Here is a 23972-nt window from a genome sequence, read left to right as displayed (position 1 = left end):
TGCCAGATAGACAATTGCCCCCAAATGCACGATCATGGCCTGACTAGCCATCGACCGAGGAAACGCATGAGTATCATCACCTGCATCGAAGACTTGCGCGTGCTGGCCCAGAAACGGGTGCCGCGCATGTTTTACGACTACGCCGATTCCGGCTCCTGGACGGAATCGACGTACCGCGCCAACAACAGCGATTTTGCGAAAATCAAATTCCGCCAGCGCGTGGCCGTCAACCTGGAAAATCGCAGCCTGGCCTCGACCATGGTCGGACAGGCCGTTTCCATGCCGGTGGCCCTGTCGCCCACGGGCTTGACGGGCATGCAGCATGCGGATGGCGAAATCCTCGCGGCCCAGGCGGCCGAGCGCTTCGGCGTGCCGTTCACGCTGTCGACCATGAGCATCTGCTCGATCGAGGACGTGGCGGCGAACACGACAAAACCGTTCTGGTTCCAGCTGTATGTGATGAAGGACCGCGAATTCATCAACCGCCTGATCGACCGCGCCAAGGCGGCGAAATGCGGCGCGCTCGTGCTGACCTTGGACTTGCAGGTGCTGGGCCAGCGCCACAAGGACTTGCGCAACGGCCTGTCGGCGCCGCCCAAACTCACCATCCCGAACATCCTCAACATGGCCACCAAGCCGCGCTGGGTGGCGGGCATGCTGGGCACGAAACGCCGCGGTTTCGGCAACATCGTCGGCCACGCCACGTCCGTGTCCGACATGTCGTCGCTGTCGGCCTGGACGCAGCAGCAGTTCGACCTGAGCCTGTCGTGGGCGGACGTGGAATGGATCAAGCAGCGCTGGGGCGGCAAACTGATCATCAAGGGCATCATGGACCCGGAAGATGCGCGCCTGGCCGTGGAAAGCGGCGCCGACGCGCTGATCGTCTCGAACCACGGCGGGCGCCAGCTTGACGGCGCGCAATCGTCGATCGAAGCCTTGCCCGCCATCGTCGACGCCGTCGGCAGCGCCATCGAAGTGCACATGGACGGCGGCATCCGCTCGGGCCAGGACGTGATCAAGGCCGTGGCGCTTGGCGCAAGGGGCGTCTACATCGGCCGCCCGTTTTTATACGGCCTGGGCGCCATGGGCGGGCCGGGCGTGACCAAGTGCCTGGACATCATCCGCAACGAACTCGATTTGACGATGGCGTTTTGCGGCTTGCGCGACCTGCAGCAGGTAGATAAAAAAATCCTGCTGCCGGGGACGTTTTAAGCCGTCACGCGCACGACGTGAAAACCTTCCGCTGTGGCGGGCGGCACGAAGTGGCGCGTGATTTCATCAAATTGCGCGTCGCTGGTGGAAAACGGGTGCAAGCCGCTGGCATTGCGCTGGCGTAAGCGCGCCTTGCATTCCTCATCCGGCACGTCCAGGTAGTGCAGCACGTGCGGCACGCTTGCCTGCTGGAACAGTTCGCGCATCCAGGCCCGGCTGGCGGGTGTATTCGCGGGGAAATCGAGCACGACGGACACGCCCGCCCGCAGCATCTGCAGGGCCAGAGGCGCGACGGCCGCGCGCAGCCGCGCCGTACACGCCACGTAGTCGGCCAGGCTGGCGATCTGGCCCGGATACAGCTGCGCCAGCAGGCTGTCTTCGCTGATGCGCACGGTATGTGGCGCGCTGGCCAGACTGGCCGTCAGGGTGGACTTGCCCGAGGCAATCTTGCCGCAGACGAGGTGCAGGGTGGGGGTAAGCAGGGGGCTGGAAGTGGTGTGCATGGTCGCTCGCTGAAAGTGAAAAATAAAACCTGCGAGACGATTTGCTTGTTTGTTGCCGATCCAAGCCGCCTTGCAGGCGGCTTGGTCAATGTCATTCCTGTCCAGCCACCATGCTTGAAATGGCGGCAATAATGGAGGGCAGGGGCGGGAATGGCGATGGCATGGGGTAACGATGCCATGCGACGGGTGGCGTTGTCAATTGTCCTGTTCGAATAACTGCCGGTATTGCGCATACGGTTCGAGCCCCATGCTGGCGCGGCGCTGATCCAAGTGCAGTGGATCCGCGATGGGAAAGGCGACGCTCTTGCCGTCGCTGCCAGTCTGGAACTGGCTGCCGTACAGCTGCGGCAGCTTGTCATTGCTCAAGTCGCGGTCGATCGCCAGTGCCAGCTTCGAGGGCGTGATTTCCTCCCTTGCCGCTGCCGCGCGCATCAGCGGCAGGCTGCTCTTGAGGAAGGCATTGGACCCATGCTGGGCGATCAGCCAGGCGCTGCCTGCCGCCTTGTGGCCGACCATCGTTTGCGTGGGCCAGCCTTTGCTGGCGATGATGTGGCGCAGCCGCGCTTCGTTTTTGTCGTCCGTCTCGCGCATGCGCCGGCGTGCCTGCGCATCGGATCCCGTTGCCGGCCACGCCGTGCGCGCGGCCTGGTCTTCCTTTTCCATGGCCAGCAATTCCTGCGCCAGCGCCGGTTCCGGCACCGCCGCCGGATACAGCAGGATGTCCAGTGCGCCCGCCGTGGTGGCGTCGTGGATGATCTTCGCTTCCGCTTCCCATTGCGGCGCCCGCGCGACCAGCGCCAGCAAGGTGCCTTCCGGTACATCGATGCGGTAGCGGCCATGCTCGACCTGGCCGATGCTGTACGTCTGGCCAGGGCTGAGTTCCGCAACGATGCTGATGACAGGCGGCAGCGGCGTGCCATTGCTGCGGATAATGCCGCTCAGCTCAAAGGCGCCCGCATGGACGCTCCAGCACAGCAGGATGGCGCAGGTCAGGCGTGGCATGGGCGTCCGTTCATGCATGGTGGATGTCGAGTTTGCTCCACGCATCCTGGAACGCGGCCTCATCGAGCGGCCGCGCATGCGGGTCGTCGGGCTGGAACAGGCCGCCGATCAGCATGTCCTGGATGGCACCCGTGAAGCCGCCGTACGACGAGGCGCGGCCCCACTGGCGGCGCGTGTGGGCGAAGACGACGGCGTCTTGCTGCGCGGCCAGTTGCGCCAGCGCTTGCCGCAAGGTCGCGGCCGCTTCCGGGCCCATGTCCGTGGCGATGGCGCACACGAGGCGCTGGCCAAATTGCAGGGATTTGCCGGCCAGTCCCAGCAGCGATTCATTGGCCAGGGCGAGGAAAACGTCGGGCGCCAGGTCGTCCTTTTCGCAGACGGTCCAGGTGGGCGCCCACGCTTCCAGGCTCATGAAGCGCGCATCCGTCGTGGCCGCCGTGTGCGTCCACCTGGCGTGCGATTTGTCGTTCCAGCCCAGGCGGCCGAAGGGAATCGGCTTGCCCTTGGGATTGTATTGATGGCTGCGCACGCCGGCCTTGCCCCGCGCGCCAGCCTGCGCCATCAGGCCGTCGAGGCTGGCGGCAAACGGCGTCCATTGCGCCGCGTCCCACAGCGGCGGCGCATCGGGCGCGGCCAGCAGCAGGAATACTTCGTACTCGCGTGAAAAAAACGTCATGCGCATTCCTATAGTTGCAGTTGCGCCATGGCGGCCCGCTGGCTGGGGCGCAGCAGGTAGACCCCGTACAGGCACAGGGGCAGCACGGCCAGCAGGGCGACATACGGCAGGATGGAGGCGCCATCCTCGGCCGGGTGCGGCAAGGTGGCCGTCACGAGCGCGTAGTCCCACAGTCCATGCACGAGCACCATGGGCCAGATGGAGCGCGTGCGCAGGCGGATGGCCGCATAGCCGATGCCTTGCAGGGTGGCGGCCACGGCTTGCCACAGGGCGCCGCTGACGTCGCCCGAGGCCAGGCCGTTGGCCGTGTGGGCCAGGCCGAACAGCGCCGAGGACATCAGCACGGCGGGCCAGACGGCATAGCGGTCCAGCATGCCTTGCAGCAAGATGGCGCGGAACATCAGCTCTTCCGAGATGGCCACCAGCGCCGCGTTGCAGGCGACGATCAGCAGCACGCGCGGCTGCGGCCAGCCGCCGGCCCAGGCCAGCAACAGCATCAGCAGCGCATACAGCAGGGGCGGCGAGACGAGCCACGCTGTTTTCCATGGCTGCGGCGCGCACAGGCCTGCTTCGCGGGGCCGGCTGGAGGCCAGCAGCAGCGCCAGCGCGAACACGGCGGCCAGCGCCCACGACAGGCCGATACGGCCGGTGACGGCGGCGCCCGGCAAGGCGTAGCCGGCCGATTCCAGCCAGCGGCCACCCATGCTCAGGGCCAGCCAGACGGCCAGCGCACCCAGGGCAAGTGGCATGGTGAGGTGGATTTTAGGGATGGACATGGTCGGCTTCGGTGTTGGCTGCGTGTTTTACTGCGTGCATGAGCGGATCATGAAGTTGCATCAATGATATGGTCGAAATATTGCCATATTACATTAAAAGCACCGTCACAAAATTGCCACTTCGTTATAGTTGCATGGAATAATAAGCATTGCCCGTTTCAACCTTCGATTGGAGTTGCATGGCCTACACGAAAATCCTCACCACCGAACGCCTGATCCTGCGCAAGCCGCAGCCATCCGATGAGGCGGCACTGTTCGCCATGCACTCCGATCCCGAAGTGATGCGCTATTTCAGCGAGCCGCCATGGGAAGAGGCCGGCCGCGCCGCGCGCCAGATTGCCGAAGACAGCGCCGCTTTCGAGAAAGAGGAATTCTTCCGCTTTGCCGTCGAGTTGAAGGCGACGGGCGAGTACCTGGGCAGCTGCAGCCTGTTTTCCGAGCACCGCCAGAACCGCCGCGCCGAGATCGGCTACGCGCTGGGCCGCCCGTACTGGGGGCGTGGCTATATGCATGAAGCCTTGTCCGCGCTGCTCGAATTCGCCTTCATCGAGCGCGACCTGAACCGCCTGGAAGCCGACATCGACCCGCTCAACGCCGGTTCGGCCAGCGCCCTCGAGCGCCAGGGTTTTAACAGGGAAGGCTTTTTGCCCGAACGCTGGATCGTCGGTGGCCACGTCAGCGATTCGGCCCTGTACGGCTTGCTGCGGCGCGAGTGGGAAGCGCGGCGCAAGGGCGCCGCTTGAGCGGGCAAGACAGCGACGCCGTCCAGCGCTGGCTGGGCCATGCCTTGCCGGCGCATTACCTGCGCTTTATCAAGGACTGGCAGGAAGGCCTGCGCGGCGAACAGGTACTGCTGTACGGCCTGGAAAGCTTGCGCGAGCGCAACGAAACATATGACACGCAGCAATCCTGCCCCGGCTACCTCACCATCGGCGACGACAGCGGCGGACGCGCCGTCATGCTGGCCCTCGATGGCGTTGACCGCGCCGTGTACCTGGTGGGGCATGGCTCGATGCAGCGCGACGATTTCGAGCGGGTCGCCGATGATTTCGCCGCCTGGCTGGCCGCCGATTGCCCCGTCGATTGACTATTCCAGGAGCCAACGATGAAGCCGGCCGGCTTGCCCCGTTCCACCCATCCCCTCGTGACCCTGCGCCACCTGGAACGCAGCGACGCGCCCGCCTGGTATGCCTGCCTGGCCGACCCTGTCGTCATCGAGCACACGAGCTGGGACTTGCGCAGCATTGACGACCTGCAAGCCAATTTCGATGACTATGCATCGGCAGACGCGTCTTCGTCCATGCGCCTGGCCGTGGTGCTGCGCGACGGCGGCCAGCTGGTGGGCACCATCGGCTTGAATGCCATTTCCCCGCAGCACCGCACGGCCGAAATCGCCTACGACCTTGCTCCCGCCGTGTGGGGGCAGGGCGTGGCCACGTCCATCGTGGACGCCGTCGCGGACTGGGCCTTCCTGCGCCTGGGCTTGCTGCGTATCCAGGCGACCGTGCTGGAAAGCAACGAGCGTTCGCTGCGCGTGCTGCAGCGTTGCGCTTTCGAGCGGGAAGGCTACCTGCGCTGCTACCGGCAAATCCGTGGAAGATCGGGTAACTTCTGGCTGTATGCACGCCTTGCCGGCGTGCCATGAGCAAAGCGCCCCTGAGCATCCTGCTGGTGGAAGACCACCTGGCCATCGCGCGCCAGGTGCTCGATTTCCTCGACGGCCTGGGCTGGCAGACGGACCATGCGGGCACGGGCGCGCTGGCGGTGCAATTGGCCACGCGCAACGCCTATGAGGTGGTGCTGCTGGACCTGAACCTGCCCGACATCGATGGCTTGCAGGTGTGCCGCGCCATCAAGGCGGGGGCGCCCAGCAATGTGCCGGTCCTGATGCTGACGGCACGCGACTCTTACGAAGACAAGGCGCGCGGTTTTCGCGACGGTGCCGACGACTATCTGACCAAACCGTTTGACTTGCGCGAAGTGGCCTTGCGCTGCGAAGCGCTGGCGCGCCGGCGGCAGCTGCACGTGCACCAGGAAATGCGCGTGGGGCCATTCACCCTGCAGACGCGCGCGGGATGCGCCCTGTACCGTGACGCACCGCTGCCGCTGACGCAGACGGGCTTTAAAATTTTGCTGCTGCTGTGCCGTGAGCATCCGCACGCCGTGTCGCGCTCGGCCTTGCTGCAAGCCCTGTGGGGCAGCCAGCCGCCCCACAGCGACGCCCTCAAATCGCACATCTACGCGCTGCGCAAGCAGCTGGAACTGCTTGGCGGGTCTGGCGCGGCGGGCATGCTGGTGACCATACCGCAGCTGGGCTACCGCCTGGCCTTCGACGGGGCGGCCAGCGATGGCTGAGTCGATCCGCCGCCGGCTGTTCGCGGCCCTGGCCGGCTTCACCGTCGTGCTGTGCCTGTGCTACACGGGCCTGGCGCTCGTGATCGCCTACGTGACGGAAGACATGCTGGTGCAGCGCCTGCTCGAACGCGAAGCGGCGGTGGTCAGCCAGCGCTTGCGCCAGCACGGCGAGCTGACGCCGCCTGGCAGCGACCTCATCACGGTTTATGGCAGTTACATTGATTTGCCGCAAGCCGTGCGCGCGCAAGTGCCAGCATCTGCCCCGCGCGGCGAAGTGTTCACGACGACGGGCCAGCATTATCACGTGCTGGCGCTGGACCTCGTTGCCGCGGGCCAGCCGCGGCGCGCCTATCTGCTGGCCGACGTGGCGCCCGTGCTGGTGGTGTCGCGCCTGGTGCCGGAAGTGGGCGGTGTCGTGCTGGGCGTGGCGCTGGCGCTGATCGGCCTGGCGCTGCTGCTGGCGTACTGGCTGGCGCGGCGCCTCGTGCGGCCCTTGCAGCGATTGGCGCAGGAAGCGCGCCAGCTGGCGCCCGGCGGCACCGTGCATTTCAGCGACCGCGACCGCCCCGACGAGATCGGTTTCCTGGCGCGCCGCCTGGAAACCACGTTTACCGAACTGCAGGCAGTGTTGCAGCGCGAACAGGCATTCGCCCGCGACGTCAGCCACGAACTGCGCACGCCGCTCACCTTGATGCACAATAGCCTGGCGCTGGCTGGCGCGCTGCCCCTGGCGGCAGACGGGCAGGCGCAGCTGCGCCAGGGTGTCGACGACATGCGCGCCACCATCGACGTGCTGTTCGCGCTGGCACGCGCCGAGCAGTTGCCCGGCGACGTGGTGGAGATGCGCGGCAGCATCGAGCAATGCCTGCTGCGCCTGCTCAACGAACACGCCTGGGACGCCAGCCTGCTGGCGCTGGACTTGCCCGAGCGGCTGGAGGTCGTCGGCAACCCGCAGCTGACGATGTTGCTCATCAATAACTGCCTGGCGAATGCCCTGTTCCATGGCGGCCCCGCTTGCCGCATCAACATTGCGTTTGCGCAAGGCCGCCTGAGCATCGGCAATACGCTGCCGGCGGGGCAGCCGCGGCGCATCCACGGCTTTGCGCACGGACAAAGTTTGCTCGGGCGCGTGGCGCAAGCCATGCGCTGGGACATCGTTTTCCATCCGGGCGAGGAATACTACCGCGTCGACATTCTTCCGCTCCAGAAACGGTAAAAAGCACGGAGATTTCACCGCGATTTCACCGGCGCCTGCGTAAGCTGCAAGCTCTTGATGAATGGAGAAAACCGCATGAAATGTCTAATCAGCCTGCTGGTGCTGGCGTGCACCGGCATCCCCGCGTTGGCGCAAGTGAGCAGCCTCGTCCACAAGGAGGAAAAACGCCGCTACATCGTCTATACGCCGGCGGCTGATCAAAGCCAGCCCCAACAGACCTTTCCCGTCGTCTTCAATTTCCATGGCGGCGGCATGAGCATGGCGGAACAGATGCTGTACACGCAGATGAACAAGACGGCCGAGCGGCACCGGTTCATCGTTGTGTATCCGCAAGGTATCAAGCAGGACTGGAACGTGGGCTTCGGCATGGATTACCTGGCGGGCACGGACGATGTCGGTTTCACGCAGGCGATATTGAGCAAGCTCAAGCAGGATTACCGCATCGATGACAAGCGCGTGTACGCGACGGGCCTGTCGCGCGGCGGCTTCTTTGCCCTGCGCCTGGCGGCCGAGCTGCCCCAGCAGTTCGCGGCCGTCGCCTCGGTGGGCGCGCCCATGCCGGAACCCGTGCTCCAGCATCACCAGCAGAAGGACAAGGTCGGCATGCTGCTGATGCAAGGCACGGCCGACAAGGTGGTGCTATTCGAGGGCAAGGCCGCCAGCTACCTGTCGGCCGAAGACACGGTTGCCTACTGGCGCAGGCACAACGGCATCGACGGCGCCGTACCTGCGGCGCGCCTGCTACCCACCGCGCCAGGTGACGATACGCAAGTGACGCATGTGGAGCAGGGCAATGGTGCCGGCGGCGCCCGGGTGGCCTTGATCACCGTCAAGGATGGCGGTCACACCTGGCCCGGCGCCGACGCCTTCAATGTTGGCCTGCCCATCGGCAAGACCACGCGCGCCATCGATGCGAACGAGGTGATGTGGGAATTTTTCAGCAGGCACCGGCGATAACGCTGCGGGGGCGCGTATGCCTGTGGCACACTCTTGTCATCTTGAATCTTGCATGAGGAAATGATGAACAGCCACCCCGTCGCCATCTTTTGCCGTTCGCTGGGCCAGTTGTCGGCCATGCTGGACAAGCTCGACGCCCAGCCGCAGTTGCTGGCGGCGCGGCTGCATCCGGACATGCTGCCCTTCGCCCAGCAGGTGCGCGCGGCCGTGAGCTTTTCCCTGCGCGGCTGCTGCCCGCTGGCGGGACTGGAGGTGGCCGATTTCAGCGGCGCCGCCAGCCTGCAGGAACAGATTGCGCAGACCATGCGCTACCTGAAGGCCATTCCCGCAGAACGCTTCGACGGGCCGCTTGAGCGCATCTGCCGCGACCGCGCCGGCTTTGCCGACATCGCGCTGCCGGCCAGCGAGTACTTGAATCTGTACATCCTGCCGAATTTCTACTTTCACTTCAGCATGGCATATGCGATCGCCCGCAGCCAAGGTGCCGCCATCGGCAAGGGCGATTTCGACGGCTATCACGCGTATGCGCCGGGGTTTTCATTCGAGCGGCCGGAAACGGCGGGATAAGGTGGTGCTGAGTGGGCCGGCGGCGATGCGCCGGCACACACTGCAGGCCTAGCGATATTTTTCAGTAAATTCACGCGCCTCCTGCATCAACTTGTCCATTTCTGCCGTGGCCCATTCGGGGTGGGCGCGTTTGGTGGTTTCGTACCATGTGTTCATTTCCGCCAACTCTTTCTTGGATGCCCAGTGATGCCAGACGGGTAGTTGCATGGTCGTGTCACAGCGGTGCAGGGGAACGTTGCCACCGGCGTGCGGCAGGCCCAGCGCCTCAATGTCGTCGACCTCCTTGATGTATTCCGCGGCCATGGCCGCGTAGGGACTGGTGAATTGATGGCCCTTTGGTTTGAGTATCCGATAGCTTGCGATGCGGCCCTGGGCTTTGTCGAGTTTTCCTTCGAGAATCATCAGTTTGCGGCTGTACTGTTCCATTTCCTCGGAACGATACTTGTTCTTCGTTCTATGCCAGGCAAAGTAGGCATCGGCGTCGTTTGATTGTTGGTTGATTCCCACATACACATGCCCCTTGCGCACGGCAATGAATTCGACAGAGGCGGAGCGGGGGAAGGCCCGTACTTCCTTGAAAAAACTGCGCCCCCCATTGGTCGAGAAAATCAGCTGGTCAGCGTATCCGATATTACCCAGGATAACGTCGGGGTCGTCGCTGTCGAACGTGGCCCGTGGCGGAGAGTCTATGCCCACAAAGCTGCTGATGTTGCGCTGCTTGTCGACGAAATAGATGGGGCCCCGGCAGTCACTATTGAATTCTGCTTCGAAGGTACGTCCTTCGTCCCACGGCCATGCCAGCTGGCGCGGGGCGTGGGGGCCAGAGTTGGAATCGATCGGACCTGGTGCTTTGGCTATTTGCAATGTCGGCGCGGGAATGGCGGGCAAGCTAGTGCATGCACTGTTCAGGGTGACGGCGGCGAACAGGACGAGAGGGTAGAGTATTTTCATGGCGCCTCCAGAGTGGTTGAAACAAGCATGGGCTCACTGTATGGCGAATGTGCACAGCGATACTTGTTCCAGCGCAATCTAGAGTGCCGCCTGGCGTGGCGACCGGTTTTACAGCCCCACATCTTTCCAGGCAGACAACCCCAGCCGCTTCAGCAGCCGGCCCGACAGTCCGCAGCTCCAGCAACTGATCTGGATCTGCCGCTGCCGCTGCTGATCCACATGCCAGGCTTGCTCGGCATGATCGAGCAGCGCGTCGCTGAGAGTAGACGTGTCGGCGACGGACGGCAACCTGGGCATCAGTTCGAACACCCCGTGCGTCGTTTCCTTGATCTGCAGCAAACCGGCCAGCAGGGCGCGCAGCGCGGCGCCGTCGATGTTGCCGCTCGCTTGCGTGAACCGTTGCTGCCAGCACAGGCTGCGCTGCGGCCACAGGGCCAGCAGCGCGGGCACGTCGGCCATCCGCAGCTGTCCGATCAGCTCGTCCGCTTCGAGAAACAGGTCGAGGCGGTCGTATTCCTCGTCGTCCCCGCACAGCAGTTCATCGAGCTCGTGCAAGACGCTCATGCCACCACGTTCACGGGAGCGCCGCGTTCGAACGCTTCGATATTGCCGATCAATATGTCGGCCAGTTTTTGCATGGCTTCACCGCTGGCCCAGGCCGTGTGCGGGGTGAGGATGAAGTTGGGCAGTCGTAAATTGAGCAGCGGATTGTCGGGCGGCGGCGGTTCCTGCGACAGCACGTCGAAGCCGGCGCCGGCGATCACGCCGTTCGTCAATGCCTGGGCCAGGGCCGCCTCGTCGACGAGGCCGCCCCGCGCCGTGTTGATCAGCAGCGACGTGGGCTGCATGCGCGCCAGTTCTTGCTCTCCGATGATGTGGCGCGTCTTGTCCGTCAGGGGCAGATGCAGGCTCAGTACGTCGGAGGTGGCCAGCAGTTCGTCAAAACCCACTTCCTGCACGCCATCGTCGGCGATGGGTGAGCGGTTATGCACGATGACGTGCATGCCGAAGGCGCGCCCCAGCTGGGCCACGGACTTGCCCAGCGCGCCGTAGCCGAGCAAGCCCAGGCGGCTGCCGGCCAGGTCGCGGATCGGGTGGCCGAACAGGCAGAAGCGGTCCGACGCCTGCCACAGGCCCGCTTCCACGTCCGCGCGGTAGGCGACGAGCTGGCGGCGCAGGGCCAGCATCAGGGCCAGGGTATGCTCGGGCACGGTGGCGCGCGCATAGTCGCGGATATTGGCGACGATAATGCCCCGCGCGCGGCAGGCGGCCAGGTCGAGGATGTCCGTGCCCGTGGCGGCCACGGCGATCATCTGGAGCTTGGGCAGCTGCGCCAGCTCGGCTGCGCGCAGCGGCACCTTGTTCGTGATGGCAATGGTGGCGCCTTGCAATCGGGCTACCGTCTGCTCGCTGCCCCTGGTGTGCGGATACTCTGCCCAGCCGTGGGCGAAGGCGGGCGGGCGCACGGTGGCGATCAGGCTGTCGCGGTCGAGAAAGACGATGCGGTGGGGCGATGTGCTTGCTGCGGTCATGGTTGGGCCTCGGTCAGGGCGGCACGCGCGGGCAGGGCGCTCTTGCCCTTCAGCTGCGTGGCCGGGTGGTTGGTAAACATGTCGGCGACCCATTCGACGAACACGCGCACCTTGGCGGACAGGTGGCGGTTGGGCGGATAGATCACGTGGATGGGCAGCGGGTCGGATTCCCAATCGCCCAGCAATTCCACCATTTTGCCCTGTTCCAGCAGCGGCGCAAGCATGAAATGCGTCATTTGCACGATGCCCAGGCCCGCCAGGCCGGCGGCCGCGTAGGCGTTCGAGTCGTTCAGGGCGATATGGCTGGGCATGGACATCTGGATGCGTTCGCCCGCGCGCGTGAAATCCCACTCGAACGTCTTGCCCGTCTTGGCGGAGAAGAAATTCACGCCCCGGTGCTGCGCCAGGTCGTTCGGGTGCTGCGGCGTGCCGTACCGCGCCAGGTAGCCGGGCGCGGCGCAGGTAATGAAATGCAGCACGCCGACGCGGCGCGCGATCAGGTTCAAATCGCCCAATTCGCCGCCGCGCACGGCGCAGTCGACGCCTTCCTCGATCAGGTCGACGGGGCGGTCGCTGCAACCGAGTTCCAGCGAGATATCGGGGTAGCGGGCAAAGAAGTCGGGCAGGGCGGGGATGATCAGTTCGCTGGCCAGGGCCGTGGGCGCATCCACGCGCAGCCGTCCGCTGGGACTCAGGCGCGTGCGCGACAGCGATTCCTCGGCCTCGCGCACGTCGGACAGGATGCGCACGCAGCGTTCGTAATACGCGGCGCCGTCCGAGGTGATGCTGACGTGGCGCGTGGTGCGGTTGAGCAACTTGACCGACAGGCTGCTTTCCAGCGACTGGATCAAGGTCGACACGGTGGCTTTCGGCAACTGCATGTTCTCGGCCGCGCGCGTAAAGCCGCCCGCATCGACGACTTGGATGAAGACTTCCATGGCTTGCAGCTTGTTCACTTGATTTCCTATCACTTTCTGCACGATTATTCAGAATCCTGAACAATCAATTCGGCATTGCACTCTTTATCAGATTGTAGATCAAGTCTATAGTTGTTGTACTGCAGCATAAATGTGATTGCCGCAGGAAGTTCACAGGAGAAATATCATGGGTCATCGGAATGGAATCTTTGCAGTGCTTGCTCTCGCTATGAGCTCGCTTGCTCTGGCCGCGATGGTATCGACGGATGCCTACTCGCTGGCGGCGCAAAGCGAAGCCAGCGCTTACAGCGCCCTGACCCATGAAGTGGGCGGCGTCGCCCTGTTGTGCCTGAACGACGCGGTGCGCGATGCTGCAGTGCAGCCGGTGGTGGCGCAATGACGTTGGCCGACGCCGCAGCCGAACTGGCCCCTGGCCAGGCGCTGAAGATACGCGACATCGAGGTGCAGGGCGCGCAGGATGCGCTCGCCGCCCGCGTCTATACGGCCGGCGTGCCGGGCGCCAAGCAGCCGAACCTGATGGTCTTCTTCCATGGCGGCGGCTTTGTGGCCGGCGACCTGGACGATGCGGACGACTTCCTGCGCTGCCTCGTGCTGAGCAACCCCGACCACGTGGTGCTGGCCGCGAACTACACGCTGGCGAAGGTGCGTCCCTTCCCCGCCGCCGTGGAAGACGCGCATGCCGTGCTGCTGTGGGCAAAGAAGAACAAGTCCAAGCTGGGCTGGACGGGCAAGCAGATGGTGGTGTCGGGCATCGAAGCGGGCGCCAACCTGGCTGCCGTGTGCGCCATGATGTCGCGCGACCGGGGCGGACCGCCCCTCGCGGGCCAGGTGCTGATCATGCCCATGCTCGACCCCGGCCTGTCGACGTGCTCGATGCGCTCCTTGCCAAGCTGCCCCGACCTGGCGGAAGTGGCCGACCAGTGCGCCGCCGCCTATCGCGGCTACCTGCCGAATGCCGCTGACCGTACCCATCCCTACGCGTCGCCATTGCAGTCGAGCCGCCTGAAGAACCTGCCGCCCGCCTTGATCTTGTCCAGCGAAGACGACCCATTGCGCGACGAGGCTGAACAATACGGCAGCAAATTGATCGCCTGCGGCATCAAGACCACCGTGCGGCGCATGGCCGCCGCGCCGCTGCAAGACGCGACCGCCCGGAATGAATGCGCCTGCAAGGTGCAGGTATTGAGCGAAATTAGCAGTTTCGTCGCCGGACTGGGGCAAGAGCCCGAGTCATAAGGCCGCCATCCGCGGCACCGCAAAAAAACTTACACTAATCAGTTTACTTTTTGAGTTTCGGTTGCTACACTACGCAGTGTAGTTCCCTTCCTGTCTGCGTTGTGCGTTCGCACAGCCAGCTTCGTCGTCCCCGTCCGCTTTCAAGCAGCTGGCGGCCTGTTTACCTTTGATCGAGCGCCGTCGGGCGCCATGGCACCACCATACACTTTTTCAGTTGGGTTGCTTCCTGCCGCCCATACCATTAGAAATTTTCATAAAACAGGGAAAGAAAATGAAAAACGTTCAACAATTTTCCACCTTAGGTACACTCATCAAGCCTCTCGCTGCCTCGCTCGCGCTGGCAGGCCTCGTGGCCGTGAGCCTGGCCGGCTGCGATTCGGCCAACAGCAAGGTGCCCGACGCGCCCGCCGCCGGCGGCCCGCCCATCTCGGCCGCCGCCGTCGTGGAAAAACAGATCACGGAAACGCAGGAATTCTCGGGCCGCCTGGAAGCGATCGAGCGCGTGGAAATCCGCTCGCGGGTGGGCGGCTTCATCACGGCCGTCAACTTCAAGCCGGGCAGCGAAGTCAAGAAGGGCGATGTGCTGTTCGTCATCGATCCGCGTCCGTTCCAGGCCGAAGTGTCGCGCGCCGAAGGCACGGCCGCTTCGGCCCGCGCCAAGGCGGAACTGGCCAAGCTGGAACTGTCGCGCGCTGAAAAGCTGCTGGCCGAAAAAGCCATCGCCCAGCGCGAATTCGATGAAAAGGCCTCGGGCCTGAAAGAGCTGGACGCGAATGTCCGCTCGGCGCAAGCCGCGTATGAAGCGGCCAGGCTGAACCTGTCGTACACGCAGGTGCAGGCGCCGATCAGCGGCCGCGTCAGCAAGGCGGAAATCACCGTCGGCAACCTGATCGACGCGTCCGCCATTCTGACTTCCGTGGTGTCGACGGACCGCATCTACGCCAGCTTCGACGGCGATGAAGATACGTATCTGCGCGTGGCCGGCACGGCGCAAAAGGGCACGCCCGTCACCGTCAAGGTGGGCCTGGCCAATGAAACGGGCTTCCCGCACGAAGGCAAGCTGGAATTCGTCGACAACCAGCTCGACCCGGCCACGGGCAGCGTGCGCATGCGCGCCACCTTCGCCAACGCCGAGCGCCAGCTGGTGCCCGGCCTGTTCGCGCGCGTCCAGCTTGACGGCGGCAACGGCCCCCACGCGCAAAGCACGGCGCTGCTGATCTCCGACCGCGCCGTCGGCACGGACCAGAGCCGCAAATACGTCTACGTGGTGGGTGCCGACAACAAGGCCGAATATCGCGCCGTCAAGCTGGGCCCGGCCTCGGACGGCTTGCGCGTGGTGCGCGAAGGCTTGAAGGCGGGCGAAAAGATCGTCGTCAACGGCTTGCAGCGCGTGCGCCCCGGCGCACCGGTGACGCCGCAGATCGTGGCCATGGATTTCGACCCGACCGCGCCCGTCGCTCCCGCAAAACCTGAAGCAAAAGACGCCAAGATCGCCGCGAAAGCAGCATCGACTTCCAAGGAATAAACATGAATTTTTCCCGCTTTTTCATCGACAAGCCGATTTTCGCGGCGGTGCTGTCGATCGTCATATTCGTGGCCGGGCTGCTGTCGATATTCGGCCTGCCCATCTCCGAATATCCCGACGTCGTGCCGCCATCGGTGGTGGTGCGCGCGCAATACCCGGGCGCCAACCCGAAAGTGATCGCCGAAACCGTCGCCGCGCCGCTCGAAGAGCAGATCAACGGCGTCGAGAACATGCTCTACATGTCCTCGCAAAACACGTCCGATGGCGCGATGATGCTGACGGTGACCTTCAAGATCGGCACCAACGTCGAGCAGGCCGAGACGCAGGTGCAGAACCGCGTGCAGCGCGCCTTGCCGCGCCTGCCCGAGGAAGTGCGCCAGATCGGCGTGACGACGGTGAAATCGTCGCCGAATCTGACCATGGTGGTGCACCTGGTCTCGCCGAACAAGCGCTATGACGACATGTACCTGCGTAACTACGCGGTGCTGAACGTCAAGGATCAATTGGCCCGTCTGCCCGGCATGGGCGACATCCAGATCTTCGGCGCCGGCGACTACGCCATGCGCATCTGGCTCGACCCGCAAAAGGTGGCGGCGCGCGGCATGACGGCCAATGACGTCGTCGATGCGATCCGCGAGCAGAACGTGCAGGTGGCCGCAGGTGTCATCGGCGCGTCGCCAGCGAAGAACTCGGACTTCCAGCTGACCGTCAACACCCAGGGCCGCTTGCAGACGCCCGAGGAATTCGGCGCCATCATCGTGCGCACGAATGCCGACGGCGCCGTCACGCACCTCAAGGACGTGGCGCGCGTGGAAATGGGCGCCAACAGCTACTCGCTGCGCTCGTTGCTGAACAATAATCCTGCCGTCGGCATGGGTATCTTCGAAGCGCCGAACGCCAACGCGCTGCAATTGTCGTCCGACGTGCGCGCCAAGATGGACGAACTGAAAAAGGACTTCCCGCAAGGCGTGGAATACCGCATCGAGTATGACCCGACGCAATTCGTGCGTTCGTCCATCGAAGCCGTGATCCATACCCTGCTGGAGGCGATCGCCCTGGTGGTGCTGGTGGTGATCATCTTCCTGCAAACCTGGCGCGCATCGATCATTCCGCTCTTGGCCGTTCCCGTGTCGATTGTCGGTACCTTTGCCGTGATGCTGGGCTTTGGCTTCTCGATCAACACCTTGTCGCTGTTCGGCCTTGTGCTGGCCATCGGTATCGTCGTCGATGACGCCATCGTGGTGGTGGAAAACGTCGAGCGCAACATCGAGGATGGCTTGTCGCCGCGCGACGCCACCATCCAGGCCATGAAAGAGGTCAGCGGTCCCATCGTCGCCATCGCCCTGGTGCTGTGCGCCGTGTTCGTGCCGATCGCCTTCGTGCCCGGCCTGTCGGGCGAGTTCTACCGCCAGTTCGCGCTGACGATCGCCATTTCGACCGTGATCTCCGCTTTCAGCTCGCTGACCCTGGCGCCGGCCCTGTCGGCCGCGCTGCTGAAACCGCACGATGCGCCGAAAGACGCGCTGACGCGCGGCATGGACAAGGTCTTCGGCCGCTTCTTCGCCTGGTTCAACCGCTTCTTCGGCCGCGCCTCGCACCGCTATGAAGCGGGCGTGAAGGGCGTGTTGGGCCGCAAGAGCGCCTCGCTGGGCGTGTATGCGCTGCTCGTCGTCGCCGCCATCTTCACCTTCAAGTCCGTGCCGGCCGGCTTCGTGCCGGCGCAGGACAAGCAATACCTGGTGGGCTTTGCGCAATTGCCCGACGCCGCCTCGCTGGACCGCACGGAAGATGTCGTGCGCCGCATGTCGGACGTGATCAAGTCGGTGCCCGGCGTCGAATCGACCATCGCCTTCCCCGGCCTGTCGATCAACGACTTCACGAATGCGCCGAACGCCGGCATCGTCTTCGCCACCCTGAAACCGTTCGACGAACGCAGCAGCAAGGAATTGTCGGGCGGCGCCATCGCGGCCGAGATCAACAAGCGCCTGGGCGGCATCCAGGACGCCTTCATCATGGTCTTCCCGCCACCGCCCGTCAACGGCCTCGGTACCATCGGCGGCTTCAAGATGATGATCGAAGACCGCGGCAACCTCGGCTACGACGCGCTGTACAACGCCACGCAGGCACTGGCCGCCAAGGCCTACCAGACGCCGGAACTGGCGGGCGTGTTCTCGGGTTACCAGATCAACGTGCCGCAGCTGTTCGCCGACGTCGACCGCGTGAAGGCCAAGCAGATGGGCGTGCAGCTGCAAACGATTTACCAGACCTTGCAGATCAACCTCGGTTCGCTGTACGTGAATGACTTCAACCAGTTTGGCCGCACCTACCAGGTGCGCGTGCAGGCCGACGCGGCCTTCCGTTCGCATGCCCAGGATATCGCGCAGCTCAAAGTCCGCAATGACAAGGGCGAAATGATCCCGCTGTCGTCGTTGATGCGCGTCAAGGATAGTTATGGTCCTGACCGCGTGCAGCGCTACAACGCGTATGCAGCAGCCGATTTCAACGGCGGCGCGGCACCTGGCGTGTCGAGCGGCCAGGCGCAAGCGGCGCTGGAACGCATCGCCAAGGAAGTGCTGCCGCAGGGGATTTCGTACGAATGGACGGAGCTGACCTACCAGGACATCTTGTCCGGCAATACGATGATCTATGTCTTCCCGCTGTGCGTGCTGCTGGTGTTCCTGGTGCTCGCTGCCCAGTACGAAAGCTGGACCCTGCCGCTGGCCGTGATCCTGATCGTGCCGATGTCCATCCTGTGCGCCTTGTTGGGCGTCAAACTGACCGGCGGCGACAACAATGTGTTCACCCAGATCGCCCTGTTCGTGCTGGTGGGGCTGGCGTCAAAAAATGCCATCCTGATCGTGGAGTTTGCCCGCGAACTGGAAGAGCATGGCCGCACCGTCGTGCAAGCGGCGCTGGAAGCGTGCCGTCTGCGCCTGCGTCCGATCCTGATGACGTCGATCGCCTTCATCATGGGCGTGGTGCCCCTGGTGTTCTCGCACGGCGCCGGTTCGGAAATGCGCCATGCCATGGGCGTGGCGGTGTTCGCCGGCATGCTGGGCGTGACCTTCTTCGGCTTGTTCCTGACGCCCGTGTTCTACGTCCTGCTGCGCACCCTGGCGCAGCGTTTTGAGAAAAAACCAGCCGCCGCTGCCGCCAAGCCAACTGCTGCGCCAGCGCTGGACCTGGAAGGAGATATATATTGAAAACCAATGCAATCATCCGGCGCGCGGCGCCCGTCTTGAGCGCCATGGCCGCCGCAGTCCTGCTGGCCGCCTGCGCGGCGCCCGAGTTCAAGCAGCCGCAGATCGACACGCCCACGGCGTTCAAGGAAGCGCCAGCGCCGGCCGTGCAGACGGCGGCCGACGGCACGCGCTGGAAGCAGGGCGTGCCCGCCGAGCGCCAGGCGCGCGGCGAATGGTGGCTGGCCTTCAATGATCCGGCCCTCACAAGCCTGATCAGCGAGGCCACGCAGGCGAACGCCAACCTGGCCGTCGCCGCCGCCCGCGTCAAGCAGGCGAGGGCGATTGCCGGCATCGCCGAAGCGGACCGCATCCCGCAAGTGGGCGTGAACGTGGGCGGCCAGCGCAACCGCGCTTCCGCCGTGTCGCTCGGCTTGCCGAACGGCGCGCCGGTGGCGGCGACCAACGTCTACCAGGCCAACCTGACGGCCAGCTACGAAGTCGATCTGTTCGGCAGGGTGGCGGCCAACGTCAGCGCCTCGCGCAGCGATGCGCTGGCGGTGGAAGCGACTTACCGTTCGGTGCTGCTGTCCTTGCAGGCCGACGTGGCGCAAACCTACTTCCAGCTGCGCGCCACGGACGCCGAGCTGGCAACACTGGAACAGACGGTGCGCCTGCGCGAGGAAAGCGTGCATGTAAACCAGCGCCGCTACGACCTGGGCGACATCGGCGAATTCGACCTGTCCCGTGCCCGCACGGAGCTGTCCACCGTGCGCGCCGAAGCCATCGGCCTGCAGCGCCAGCGCGCCACCAGCGAGCATGCGCTGGCCGTCCTGCTGGGCAAACCGGCCGCCAGCTTCACGGCGGGCGTCAACCCGCTGCAGGACAGCGGCTTCCTGCCCGTGATCCCGGCCGGCATGCCGTCGTCCTTGCTGGAGCGCCGTCCCGACATCGCCTCGGCGCAGCGCACCATGGAAGCGTCGAACGCGCGCATCGGCGTGGCCAAATCGGCCATGTTCCCGGCCTTGACCCTGAACGCTTCCGGCGGCGGCGCGTCTGACACCTTCTCGGACATCTTCAAGTGGAGCAGCCGCTCCTGGCTGCTGGGCGCCCTGATGTCGATGCCCATCATCGACGGCGGCCGCAACAAGGCTGCCGTGAGCCGCAGCGAAGCGCAGCTGGAAGAGTCGGTGGCGACGTATCGCCAGAGCGTGCTGGTGGCCTTCGCCGAGGTGGAAGACAACCTGGCTGGCCTGCGCATCCTGTCGGGCCAGACGCAGCAGATCGACGAAGCCGTCGTCTCGGCGCGCCGTTCGGCCGACCTGGCGCAAAAGCTGTACGACGCAGGCCGTTCCAGCTATCTGGACCTGCTCGACGCGCAGCGCAACCTGGCGTCCATCGAGCGCAATGCCGTGCAGCTGCGTGGCAACCGCGCCGTCACCACGGTGGCGCTGATCCGCGCCCTGGGCGGCGGCTGGGGCGAGACGGAGCCGCAGGTGGCGGCCAACTGATTTCCGGCACCGCGGGCTGGCATTCCCGGCCCGCGGCAAGGAAAACATCGCGAAACGGCGTCGTGCACAGCACGGCGCCGTTTTTTTGTCTTCAGTCAGTCGAATCCGTTTGCGGACAGGTCGCGTAAATGACTGTGCAAACATGCGCCGCAGGTCATAAGCGATCAGCAGATCATCATGCGCACCTTCGTTCGCGCAGCACTGTTCATCGTTTCCATGCTGGCCGCCGGCGCCCCCTTTGCCGCCGCCATGGGCCCATGGCGGGTGCCTGGAACTGTGGCGCCAACATCAGTATCTATGATGTGTATCAATCGTCTGGCGTGATCAATGTCATTGACATGGTGCTGATGCCGAAATAAATGGCTCTGTCTCCGTTAAATAGGGGAACGCCAGGAATCTTGCTCTGCCCCGGCTGTCTGACTGTCCATATCAGACAAACAGGAGCCCTCCATGCAGCATGCCAAATGGATCCGTTTTATCGCGCAATTTGCCCAGCTGAGCCGCCGCCAGCGGCAGGCAGGCATCGCCCGGCTGCGTGGCAACACGCCACAGGACGCCACCGTCGCATTGCTTGAAAGCGTTGCACAGCCGCATTTGGCTTGTCCCGCCTGCCACAGCAGCCATGCGCACCGGCACGGCCATGCGCACGGACTGCAGCGCTACCGCTGCGTGCCGTGCGGGCGCACCTTCAATGCGCTCACCGGCACGCCCCTGGCCCGCCTGCGCCATAAATCGCTGTGGCTAGCCTACGCCGATTGCCTGCTGGCATCGGCTTCCGTGCGCCAGGCAGCGCGACAACTGAACGTGCACCGCAACACCACCTTCCGCTGGCGCCACCGATTTTTGACGCTCGCCAGGACGGACCGGCCGCTGTGCCTGCACGGCATCGCCGAGGCCGACGAGCTGTATCTGCTGGAATCGGAAAAAGGATCCAGGCATCTGACGCGTCCGGCACGCCGCCGGGGCGGCCACGCCCGCCAGCGCGGCATTTCCAGTGAACAGGTCTGCATCGTGGTGGCGCGCGACCGCACGGGACAAACCCTCGATTTCGTCACGGGAAAAGGGGCGCTGACCAAGGTGCAGCTGCATGCCTGCCTGCCATCCGTGATCGACAAGGACGTCTTGCTGGTCACTGGCGGCCATGCCGCCTACCGGGCCTTCGCTGCGGAAGCGGGCATCAGCCACCAGGCCGTCAACTTGCACGCAGGCATCCGCGTGCAGGGCGCCGCCCACGTGCAGAACGTCAACGCGTATCACAGCCGCTTGCGGGAATGGTTGCGCATCTTCCATGGCGTAGCCAGCCGTTATCTGCCGAATTACCTGGGATGGCGCTGGATCCTCGACGCCAGGCGCATCCGCTCGCCAGAAGCGTTATTGAAAGCAACGGTGGGAGCATTCCCACACCTGACGGTGACATAGCCAAATAAATACACGAAACAGCGGGCGAAAAAAAAGACAGGGCGTACCCTGTCTTTTTGGCTTGCGCGACCTTGATTACTTGGCTGGCGCAGCTGCCGGTGCGGAAGCTGCTGGTGCGGCTGGCGTTGCCGGTGTTGCTGGCGTTGCCGGTGCTGCCTTCTTCGCCTTGTGATGCTTGGCTTTCTTGTGCGTCGCTGGCTTGACGGCGGCCGGTGCTTCAGCCTTGGCTGCCGGCGCAACGGTGGCTGCAGGTGCTGCCGGTGCTGCAGGAGCGGCTGGCATCTGGGCGAAAGCTGCGGTGGCGAACAGGGTGGCGATCACGGTGGCGATGACTTTTTTCATGATGAAATCCTATCAGGTAATGTGGCGAATGAAATCGGGTGCTGGGGTACTGGATTACTTGGCTGGGGCCGAAACTGGTGCGGCGGCGGTGGCCGATGCCAGCTTTGCGTCAGCCTTGGCCTTGGTCTGTTTGGCTTTATGGTGCGCCTTGGCCTTGGTGGCGGCCGCTTCCGTCTTGGCGCTGGCGACTTCCGTTTTCGCGGCGACGACTGCTTTCGCTTCTTTTGCATCGGCCTTGACGACGGTTTGCGCTTCCTTCGCGTCCGCTTTCACGACGGCCTTGGTGTGGGCCGCTTCTACTTTGGCGGGAACCGAGGCTGCGGGCGCTGCTGGCGTCTGGGCAAAGGCAGCGGTGGCGAACAGGCCGGCGATCAGGGTAGCAATGACGTTTTTCATGGTGCAGTCCTCAGTGGTGGTTTGTCTGGTATGTCTGTTGGTGCCGGGATGATTCCCGTGTCACTGAGCATAAAACGCGCCCCCGGATGCTGGCGTTGACGGTCATTACAAACGCTTACAACTACCGCATATCCGCCTTCCGGATGGCTTGCAGGATGCCTTGCGAACGGCGCTGCCCGTAGCTTTCCTGGCGATGGACGCATTGCCGGAGTCTCTCGTGCGCGCCGTTTATCGCGGCTCCATGAAGCGGCGGCGCAGGACGCGCCAGCTGGCGTTGCGCCATGCAAAAGGACAGCCGAAGCTGTCCTTGATCTTGCGGGCGAAGCGGCCGCGCAAGCGCAGACCCGGCGGATGCGCTCGCGTGGCCACTGCCGCGATTACTTCGCTGGTGCGGGTGCCGCCGGTACGGCTGCTGCCGCTTTCGCTTCATCCGCTTTGACCTTGGCCTTGGCCGCCTTGTGATGGGCCTTGGCCTTGGTGGCTTTCGCGTCCGCCTTGGCGCTGGCGACATCGGCTTTCGCGTCGGCGGCGACAACAGCTTCTTTCGCATCGGCTTTCACGACGGCCTTGGTTTCCTTGGCGTCAGCCTTGGCCACGGCTTTCGTGTGGGCCGCTTCCGCCTTGGCGGGAGCGGAGGCTGCAGGAGCGGCTGGGGTTTGTGCGAACGCTGCGGTGGCGAACAGGGTGGCGACGACGGTGGCGATGACTTTTTTCATTTGATGTTCCTGGCGAGTGATGGGTGATGGTGTGTCGATGATTACTTGGCTGCTGCAGGTGCGGCTTCCGCCGTGGCCGATGCCAGCTTTGCGTCAGCCTTGGCTTTCGTGTGCTTGGCCTTGTGATGGGCCTTGGCCTTGGTGGCGGCCGCTTCCGTCTTGGCGCTGGCGACGTCCGTTTTCGCGGCAACGACGGCTTTCGCTTCTTTTGCATCGGCCTTGACGACGGCTTGCGCTTCCTTGGCATCCGCTTTCACGACGGCCTTGGTGTGGGCCGCTTCCACTTTCGCCGGAACGGAGGCGGCGGGTGTTGCGGGCGTCTGGGCGAAGGCTGCGGTGGCGAACAGGCCGGCGATCAGGGTAACAATTGCTTTTTTCATGGTGCAGTCCTCGGTGGTGGTTTGTCTGGTGTCTCTGTCGGTGCCGGGATGATTCCCGTGTCACTGAGCAGAAAACGCGCCCCGCAAGCTTGCCGTTGACCTTGTTTACACTTTCTTACAATCAAGCGTTTTATCCGCCGTTGCAGGATGATGTGGGCATGAAAATGCAAAAAGACAGCCGTAGCTGTCTTTTTGCGTAGCGCAAGGAACGCGCTGAGGGGGAATTACTTGGCTGCTGCTGCGGCCGCTTCAGTCTTCGCTTCGTCAGCCTTGGCCTTGGCTTTTTTCGCTTTGTGATGGGCCTTGGCCTTGGTGGCTTTTGCGTCCGCCTTGGCGCTGGCGACATCGGCTTTCGCGTCGGCGGCGATAACAGCTTCTTTCGCATCGGCTTTCACGACGGCCTTGGTTTCCTTGGCGTCAGCCTTGGCCACGGCTTTCGTGTGGGCCGCTTCCGCCTTGGCGGGAACGGAGGCTGCAGGAGCGGCTGGGGTTTGTGCGAACGCTGCGGTGGCGAACAGGGTGGCGACGACGGTGGCGATGACTTTTTTCATTTGATGTTCCTGGCGAGTGATGGGTGATGGTG

General features: G+C 64.2%; 27 protein-coding genes and 1 pseudogene. 15 read left to right on the top strand and 13 right to left on the bottom strand.

Features of this window, described 5'->3' with window-relative positions; all coding sequences use genetic code 11:
* The first annotated feature begins 66 nt into the window (after positions 1–66).
* Positions 67–1212 (top strand): alpha-hydroxy acid oxidase, encoded by a 1146-nt coding sequence (locus BXA07_RS24585; RefSeq protein WP_076571765.1) that lies wholly within the window; start codon positions 67–69, stop codon positions 1210–1212.
* Here BXA07_RS24585 and BXA07_RS24580 read toward each other — a convergent pair.
* The 4 genes from BXA07_RS24580 to BXA07_RS24565 all read right to left on the bottom strand — a co-directional run bounded on the left by BXA07_RS24580 (position 1209) and on the right by BXA07_RS24565 (position 4169).
* Positions 1209–1715 carry a P-loop nucleotide/nucleoside kinase family protein gene (locus BXA07_RS24580; RefSeq protein WP_076571763.1) on the bottom strand — a complete coding sequence of 169 codons (507 nt, stop codon included), beginning with the start codon at positions 1713–1715 and terminating at the stop codon, positions 1209–1211. The two genes, BXA07_RS24585 and BXA07_RS24580, sit on opposite strands and share 4 nt — an antisense overlap.
* A gap of 195 nt (positions 1716–1910) precedes the next feature.
* Positions 1911–2717 (bottom strand): DUF6624 domain-containing protein, encoded by an 807-nt coding sequence (locus BXA07_RS29830; RefSeq protein ID WP_083708511.1) that lies wholly within the window; start codon positions 2715–2717, stop codon positions 1911–1913.
* A 10-nt stretch (positions 2718–2727) separates the two neighbouring features.
* Positions 2728–3393, bottom strand: a complete 666-nt coding sequence (locus tag BXA07_RS29825; protein WP_139335739.1) for a hypothetical protein — start codon at positions 3391–3393, stop codon at positions 2728–2730.
* Positions 3394–3401: 8 nt separating this feature from the next.
* Positions 3402–4169, bottom strand: a complete 768-nt coding sequence (locus tag BXA07_RS24565) for a CPBP family intramembrane glutamic endopeptidase (protein WP_083708509.1) — start codon at positions 4167–4169, stop codon at positions 3402–3404.
* Positions 4170–4348: 179 nt separating this feature from the next.
* Here BXA07_RS24565 and BXA07_RS24560 point away from each other — a divergent pair, with 179 nt between their 5' ends.
* From BXA07_RS24560 to BXA07_RS24530, 7 genes are all read left to right on the top strand, one after another.
* Positions 4349–4912, top strand: a complete 564-nt coding sequence (locus BXA07_RS24560; RefSeq protein WP_076571760.1) for a GNAT family N-acetyltransferase — start codon at positions 4349–4351, stop codon at positions 4910–4912.
* A complete protein-coding gene (locus tag BXA07_RS24555) occupies positions 4909–5256 on the top strand; it encodes an SMI1/KNR4 family protein (protein ID WP_076571758.1) in 348 nt (115 codons plus the stop codon). The genes BXA07_RS24560 and BXA07_RS24555 overlap by 4 nt, the downstream gene beginning before the upstream one ends.
* A gap of 18 nt (positions 5257–5274) precedes the next feature.
* Positions 5275–5814, top strand: a complete 540-nt coding sequence (locus tag BXA07_RS24550) for a GNAT family N-acetyltransferase (RefSeq protein WP_076571757.1) — start codon at positions 5275–5277, stop codon at positions 5812–5814.
* A complete protein-coding gene (locus BXA07_RS24545) occupies positions 5811–6524 on the top strand; it encodes a response regulator transcription factor (protein ID WP_076571755.1) in 714 nt (237 codons plus the stop codon). The genes BXA07_RS24550 and BXA07_RS24545 overlap by 4 nt, the downstream gene beginning before the upstream one ends.
* On the top strand, positions 6517–7740 hold the full coding sequence (locus tag BXA07_RS24540) for a sensor histidine kinase (RefSeq protein ID WP_076571753.1): 1224 nt from the start codon (positions 6517–6519) through the stop codon (positions 7738–7740). Before BXA07_RS24545 ends, BXA07_RS24540 begins: the two co-directional genes overlap by 8 nt.
* A gap of 75 nt (positions 7741–7815) precedes the next feature.
* Positions 7816–8697 (top strand): extracellular catalytic domain type 1 short-chain-length polyhydroxyalkanoate depolymerase, encoded by an 882-nt coding sequence (locus BXA07_RS24535; protein ID WP_076571752.1) that lies wholly within the window; start codon positions 7816–7818, stop codon positions 8695–8697.
* Positions 8698–8757: 60 nt separating this feature from the next.
* Entirely contained in the window at positions 8758–9264 is a 507-nt protein-coding gene (locus tag BXA07_RS24530; RefSeq protein WP_244556395.1) for a DUF1993 family protein, read from the top strand.
* 48 nt (positions 9265–9312) lie between these two features.
* On the opposite strand, the gene BXA07_RS24525 is transcribed toward BXA07_RS24530, so the two are convergent.
* The 4 genes from BXA07_RS24525 to BXA07_RS24510 all read right to left on the bottom strand — a co-directional run bounded on the left by BXA07_RS24525 (position 9313) and on the right by BXA07_RS24510 (position 12703).
* Positions 9313–10215: a hypothetical protein gene (locus BXA07_RS24525; protein WP_076571749.1), complete on the bottom strand. Its 903-nt coding sequence runs from the start codon at positions 10213–10215 to the stop codon at positions 9313–9315.
* Positions 10216–10323: 108 nt separating this feature from the next.
* A complete protein-coding gene (locus BXA07_RS24520) occupies positions 10324–10779 on the bottom strand; it encodes a hypothetical protein (RefSeq protein WP_076571747.1) in 456 nt (151 codons plus the stop codon).
* Positions 10776–11747, bottom strand: a complete 972-nt coding sequence (locus BXA07_RS24515) for a D-2-hydroxyacid dehydrogenase (RefSeq protein ID WP_076571746.1) — start codon at positions 11745–11747, stop codon at positions 10776–10778. The genes BXA07_RS24520 and BXA07_RS24515 overlap by 4 nt, the downstream gene beginning before the upstream one ends.
* Complete coding sequence (locus BXA07_RS24510) at positions 11744–12703, bottom strand: LysR family transcriptional regulator (protein WP_076571744.1); 960 nt, start codon at positions 12701–12703, stop codon at positions 11744–11746. The genes BXA07_RS24515 and BXA07_RS24510 overlap by 4 nt, the downstream gene beginning before the upstream one ends.
* 190 nt (positions 12704–12893) lie before the next feature.
* On the opposite strand from BXA07_RS24510, the gene BXA07_RS30925 reads away from it, so the two are divergent.
* From BXA07_RS30925 to BXA07_RS24480, 7 genes and pseudogenes are all read left to right on the top strand, one after another.
* Positions 12894–13064, top strand: a complete 171-nt coding sequence (locus BXA07_RS30925) for a hypothetical protein (protein ID WP_157792285.1) — start codon at positions 12894–12896, stop codon at positions 13062–13064.
* The gene (locus BXA07_RS24500) at positions 13061–13921 is read left to right on the top strand and encodes an alpha/beta hydrolase (RefSeq protein ID WP_076571741.1); all 861 of its coding nucleotides are present in this window, start codon (positions 13061–13063) and stop codon (positions 13919–13921) included. The genes BXA07_RS30925 and BXA07_RS24500 overlap by 4 nt, the downstream gene beginning before the upstream one ends.
* Before the next feature lie 271 nt (positions 13922–14192).
* Positions 14193–15446, top strand: a complete 1254-nt coding sequence (locus tag BXA07_RS24495; RefSeq protein WP_076571740.1) for an efflux RND transporter periplasmic adaptor subunit — start codon at positions 14193–14195, stop codon at positions 15444–15446.
* Between the two features lie 2 nt (positions 15447–15448).
* Positions 15449–18649, top strand: a complete 3201-nt coding sequence (locus tag BXA07_RS24490; RefSeq protein WP_076571738.1) for an efflux RND transporter permease subunit — start codon at positions 15449–15451, stop codon at positions 18647–18649.
* A 44-nt stretch (positions 18650–18693) separates the two neighbouring features.
* Entirely contained in the window at positions 18694–20136 is a 1443-nt protein-coding gene (locus BXA07_RS24485) for an efflux transporter outer membrane subunit (RefSeq protein WP_076571806.1), read from the top strand.
* 281 nt (positions 20137–20417) lie between these two features.
* A pseudogene (locus tag BXA07_RS31735) lies at positions 20418–20495 on the top strand (fasciclin domain-containing protein); the annotation flags it as partial.
* A gap of 91 nt (positions 20496–20586) precedes the next feature.
* On the top strand, positions 20587–21555 hold the full coding sequence (locus tag BXA07_RS24480) for an IS1595 family transposase (protein ID WP_076571736.1): 969 nt from the start codon (positions 20587–20589) through the stop codon (positions 21553–21555).
* Between the two features lie 75 nt (positions 21556–21630).
* On the opposite strand, the gene BXA07_RS24475 is transcribed toward BXA07_RS24480, so the two are convergent.
* The 5 genes from BXA07_RS24475 to BXA07_RS24455 all read right to left on the bottom strand — a co-directional run bounded on the left by BXA07_RS24475 (position 21631) and on the right by BXA07_RS24455 (position 23940).
* Positions 21631–21897: a hypothetical protein gene (locus BXA07_RS24475; RefSeq protein WP_076571733.1), complete on the bottom strand. Its 267-nt coding sequence runs from the start codon at positions 21895–21897 to the stop codon at positions 21631–21633.
* Between the two features lie 54 nt (positions 21898–21951).
* Positions 21952–22293, bottom strand: coding sequence for a hypothetical protein (locus BXA07_RS24470; RefSeq protein WP_076571731.1), 342 nt, complete (start codon positions 22291–22293; stop codon positions 21952–21954).
* Between the two features lie 377 nt (positions 22294–22670).
* The gene (locus BXA07_RS24465; RefSeq protein WP_076571728.1) at positions 22671–23009 is read right to left on the bottom strand and encodes a hypothetical protein; all 339 of its coding nucleotides are present in this window, start codon (positions 23007–23009) and stop codon (positions 22671–22673) included.
* A 41-nt stretch (positions 23010–23050) separates the two neighbouring features.
* Complete coding sequence (locus tag BXA07_RS24460; protein WP_076571724.1) at positions 23051–23389, bottom strand: hypothetical protein; 339 nt, start codon at positions 23387–23389, stop codon at positions 23051–23053.
* A gap of 224 nt (positions 23390–23613) precedes the next feature.
* The gene (locus tag BXA07_RS24455) at positions 23614–23940 is read right to left on the bottom strand and encodes a hypothetical protein (protein ID WP_076571726.1); all 327 of its coding nucleotides are present in this window, start codon (positions 23938–23940) and stop codon (positions 23614–23616) included.
* Positions 23941–23972 lie beyond the last annotated feature (32 nt).

This window comes from Janthinobacterium sp. TND4EL3 (assembly GCF_900156175.1).
Lineage (GTDB): Bacteria > Pseudomonadota > Gammaproteobacteria > Burkholderiales > Burkholderiaceae_D > Janthinobacterium.
This window is presented reverse-complemented; position numbering and strand designations above follow the sequence as displayed.

What these genes read in the sequence shown, in the direction of transcription:
- BXA07_RS24545 (WP_076571755.1), top strand. Translation starts at nt 5,811, where the DNA reads ATGAGCAAAGCGCCCCTGAGCATCCTGCTGGTGGAAGACCACCTGGCC.
- BXA07_RS24560 (WP_076571760.1), top strand. Translation starts at nt 4,349, where the DNA reads ATGGCCTACACGAAAATCCTCACCACCGAACGCCTGATCCTGCGCAAG.
- BXA07_RS24540 (WP_076571753.1), top strand. Translation starts at nt 6,517, where the DNA reads ATGGCTGAGTCGATCCGCCGCCGGCTGTTCGCGGCCCTGGCCGGCTTC.
- BXA07_RS24550 (WP_076571757.1), top strand. Translation starts at nt 5,275, where the DNA reads ATGAAGCCGGCCGGCTTGCCCCGTTCCACCCATCCCCTCGTGACCCTG.
- BXA07_RS24500 (WP_076571741.1), top strand. Translation starts at nt 13,061, where the DNA reads ATGACGTTGGCCGACGCCGCAGCCGAACTGGCCCCTGGCCAGGCGCTG.
- BXA07_RS24565 (WP_083708509.1), bottom strand. Translation starts at nt 4,169, where the DNA reads ATGTCCATCCCTAAAATCCACCTCACCATGCCACTTGCCCTGGGTGCG.
- BXA07_RS24585 (WP_076571765.1), top strand. Translation starts at nt 67, where the DNA reads ATGAGTATCATCACCTGCATCGAAGACTTGCGCGTGCTGGCCCAGAAA.
- BXA07_RS29825 (WP_139335739.1), bottom strand. Translation starts at nt 3,393, where the DNA reads ATGACGTTTTTTTCACGCGAGTACGAAGTATTCCTGCTGCTGGCCGCG.
- BXA07_RS29830 (WP_083708511.1), bottom strand. Translation starts at nt 2,717, where the DNA reads ATGCCACGCCTGACCTGCGCCATCCTGCTGTGCTGGAGCGTCCATGCG.
- BXA07_RS24475 (WP_076571733.1), bottom strand. Translation starts at nt 21,897, where the DNA reads ATGAAAAAAGTCATCGCCACCGTGATCGCCACCCTGTTCGCCACCGCA.
- BXA07_RS24460 (WP_076571724.1), bottom strand. Translation starts at nt 23,389, where the DNA reads ATGAAAAAAGCAATTGTTACCCTGATCGCCGGCCTGTTCGCCACCGCA.
- BXA07_RS24480 (WP_076571736.1), top strand. Translation starts at nt 20,587, where the DNA reads ATGCAGCATGCCAAATGGATCCGTTTTATCGCGCAATTTGCCCAGCTG.
- BXA07_RS24535 (WP_076571752.1), top strand. Translation starts at nt 7,816, where the DNA reads ATGAAATGTCTAATCAGCCTGCTGGTGCTGGCGTGCACCGGCATCCCC.
- BXA07_RS24495 (WP_076571740.1), top strand. Translation starts at nt 14,193, where the DNA reads ATGAAAAACGTTCAACAATTTTCCACCTTAGGTACACTCATCAAGCCT.
- BXA07_RS24515 (WP_076571746.1), bottom strand. Translation starts at nt 11,747, where the DNA reads ATGACCGCAGCAAGCACATCGCCCCACCGCATCGTCTTTCTCGACCGC.
- BXA07_RS24525 (WP_076571749.1), bottom strand. Translation starts at nt 10,215, where the DNA reads ATGAAAATACTCTACCCTCTCGTCCTGTTCGCCGCCGTCACCCTGAAC.
- BXA07_RS24485 (WP_076571806.1), top strand. Translation starts at nt 18,694, where the DNA reads ATGGCCGCCGCAGTCCTGCTGGCCGCCTGCGCGGCGCCCGAGTTCAAG.
- BXA07_RS24455 (WP_076571726.1), bottom strand. Translation starts at nt 23,940, where the DNA reads ATGAAAAAAGTCATCGCCACCGTCGTCGCCACCCTGTTCGCCACCGCA.
- BXA07_RS24490 (WP_076571738.1), top strand. Translation starts at nt 15,449, where the DNA reads ATGAATTTTTCCCGCTTTTTCATCGACAAGCCGATTTTCGCGGCGGTG.
- BXA07_RS24470 (WP_076571731.1), bottom strand. Translation starts at nt 22,293, where the DNA reads ATGAAAAACGTCATTGCTACCCTGATCGCCGGCCTGTTCGCCACCGCT.
- BXA07_RS24530 (WP_244556395.1), top strand. Translation starts at nt 8,758, where the DNA reads ATGATGAACAGCCACCCCGTCGCCATCTTTTGCCGTTCGCTGGGCCAG.
- BXA07_RS24465 (WP_076571728.1), bottom strand. Translation starts at nt 23,009, where the DNA reads ATGAAAAAAGTCATCGCCACCGTCGTCGCCACCCTGTTCGCCACCGCA.
- BXA07_RS24520 (WP_076571747.1), bottom strand. Translation starts at nt 10,779, where the DNA reads ATGAGCGTCTTGCACGAGCTCGATGAACTGCTGTGCGGGGACGACGAG.
- BXA07_RS24580 (WP_076571763.1), bottom strand. Translation starts at nt 1,715, where the DNA reads ATGCACACCACTTCCAGCCCCCTGCTTACCCCCACCCTGCACCTCGTC.
- BXA07_RS30925 (WP_157792285.1), top strand. Translation starts at nt 12,894, where the DNA reads ATGAGCTCGCTTGCTCTGGCCGCGATGGTATCGACGGATGCCTACTCG.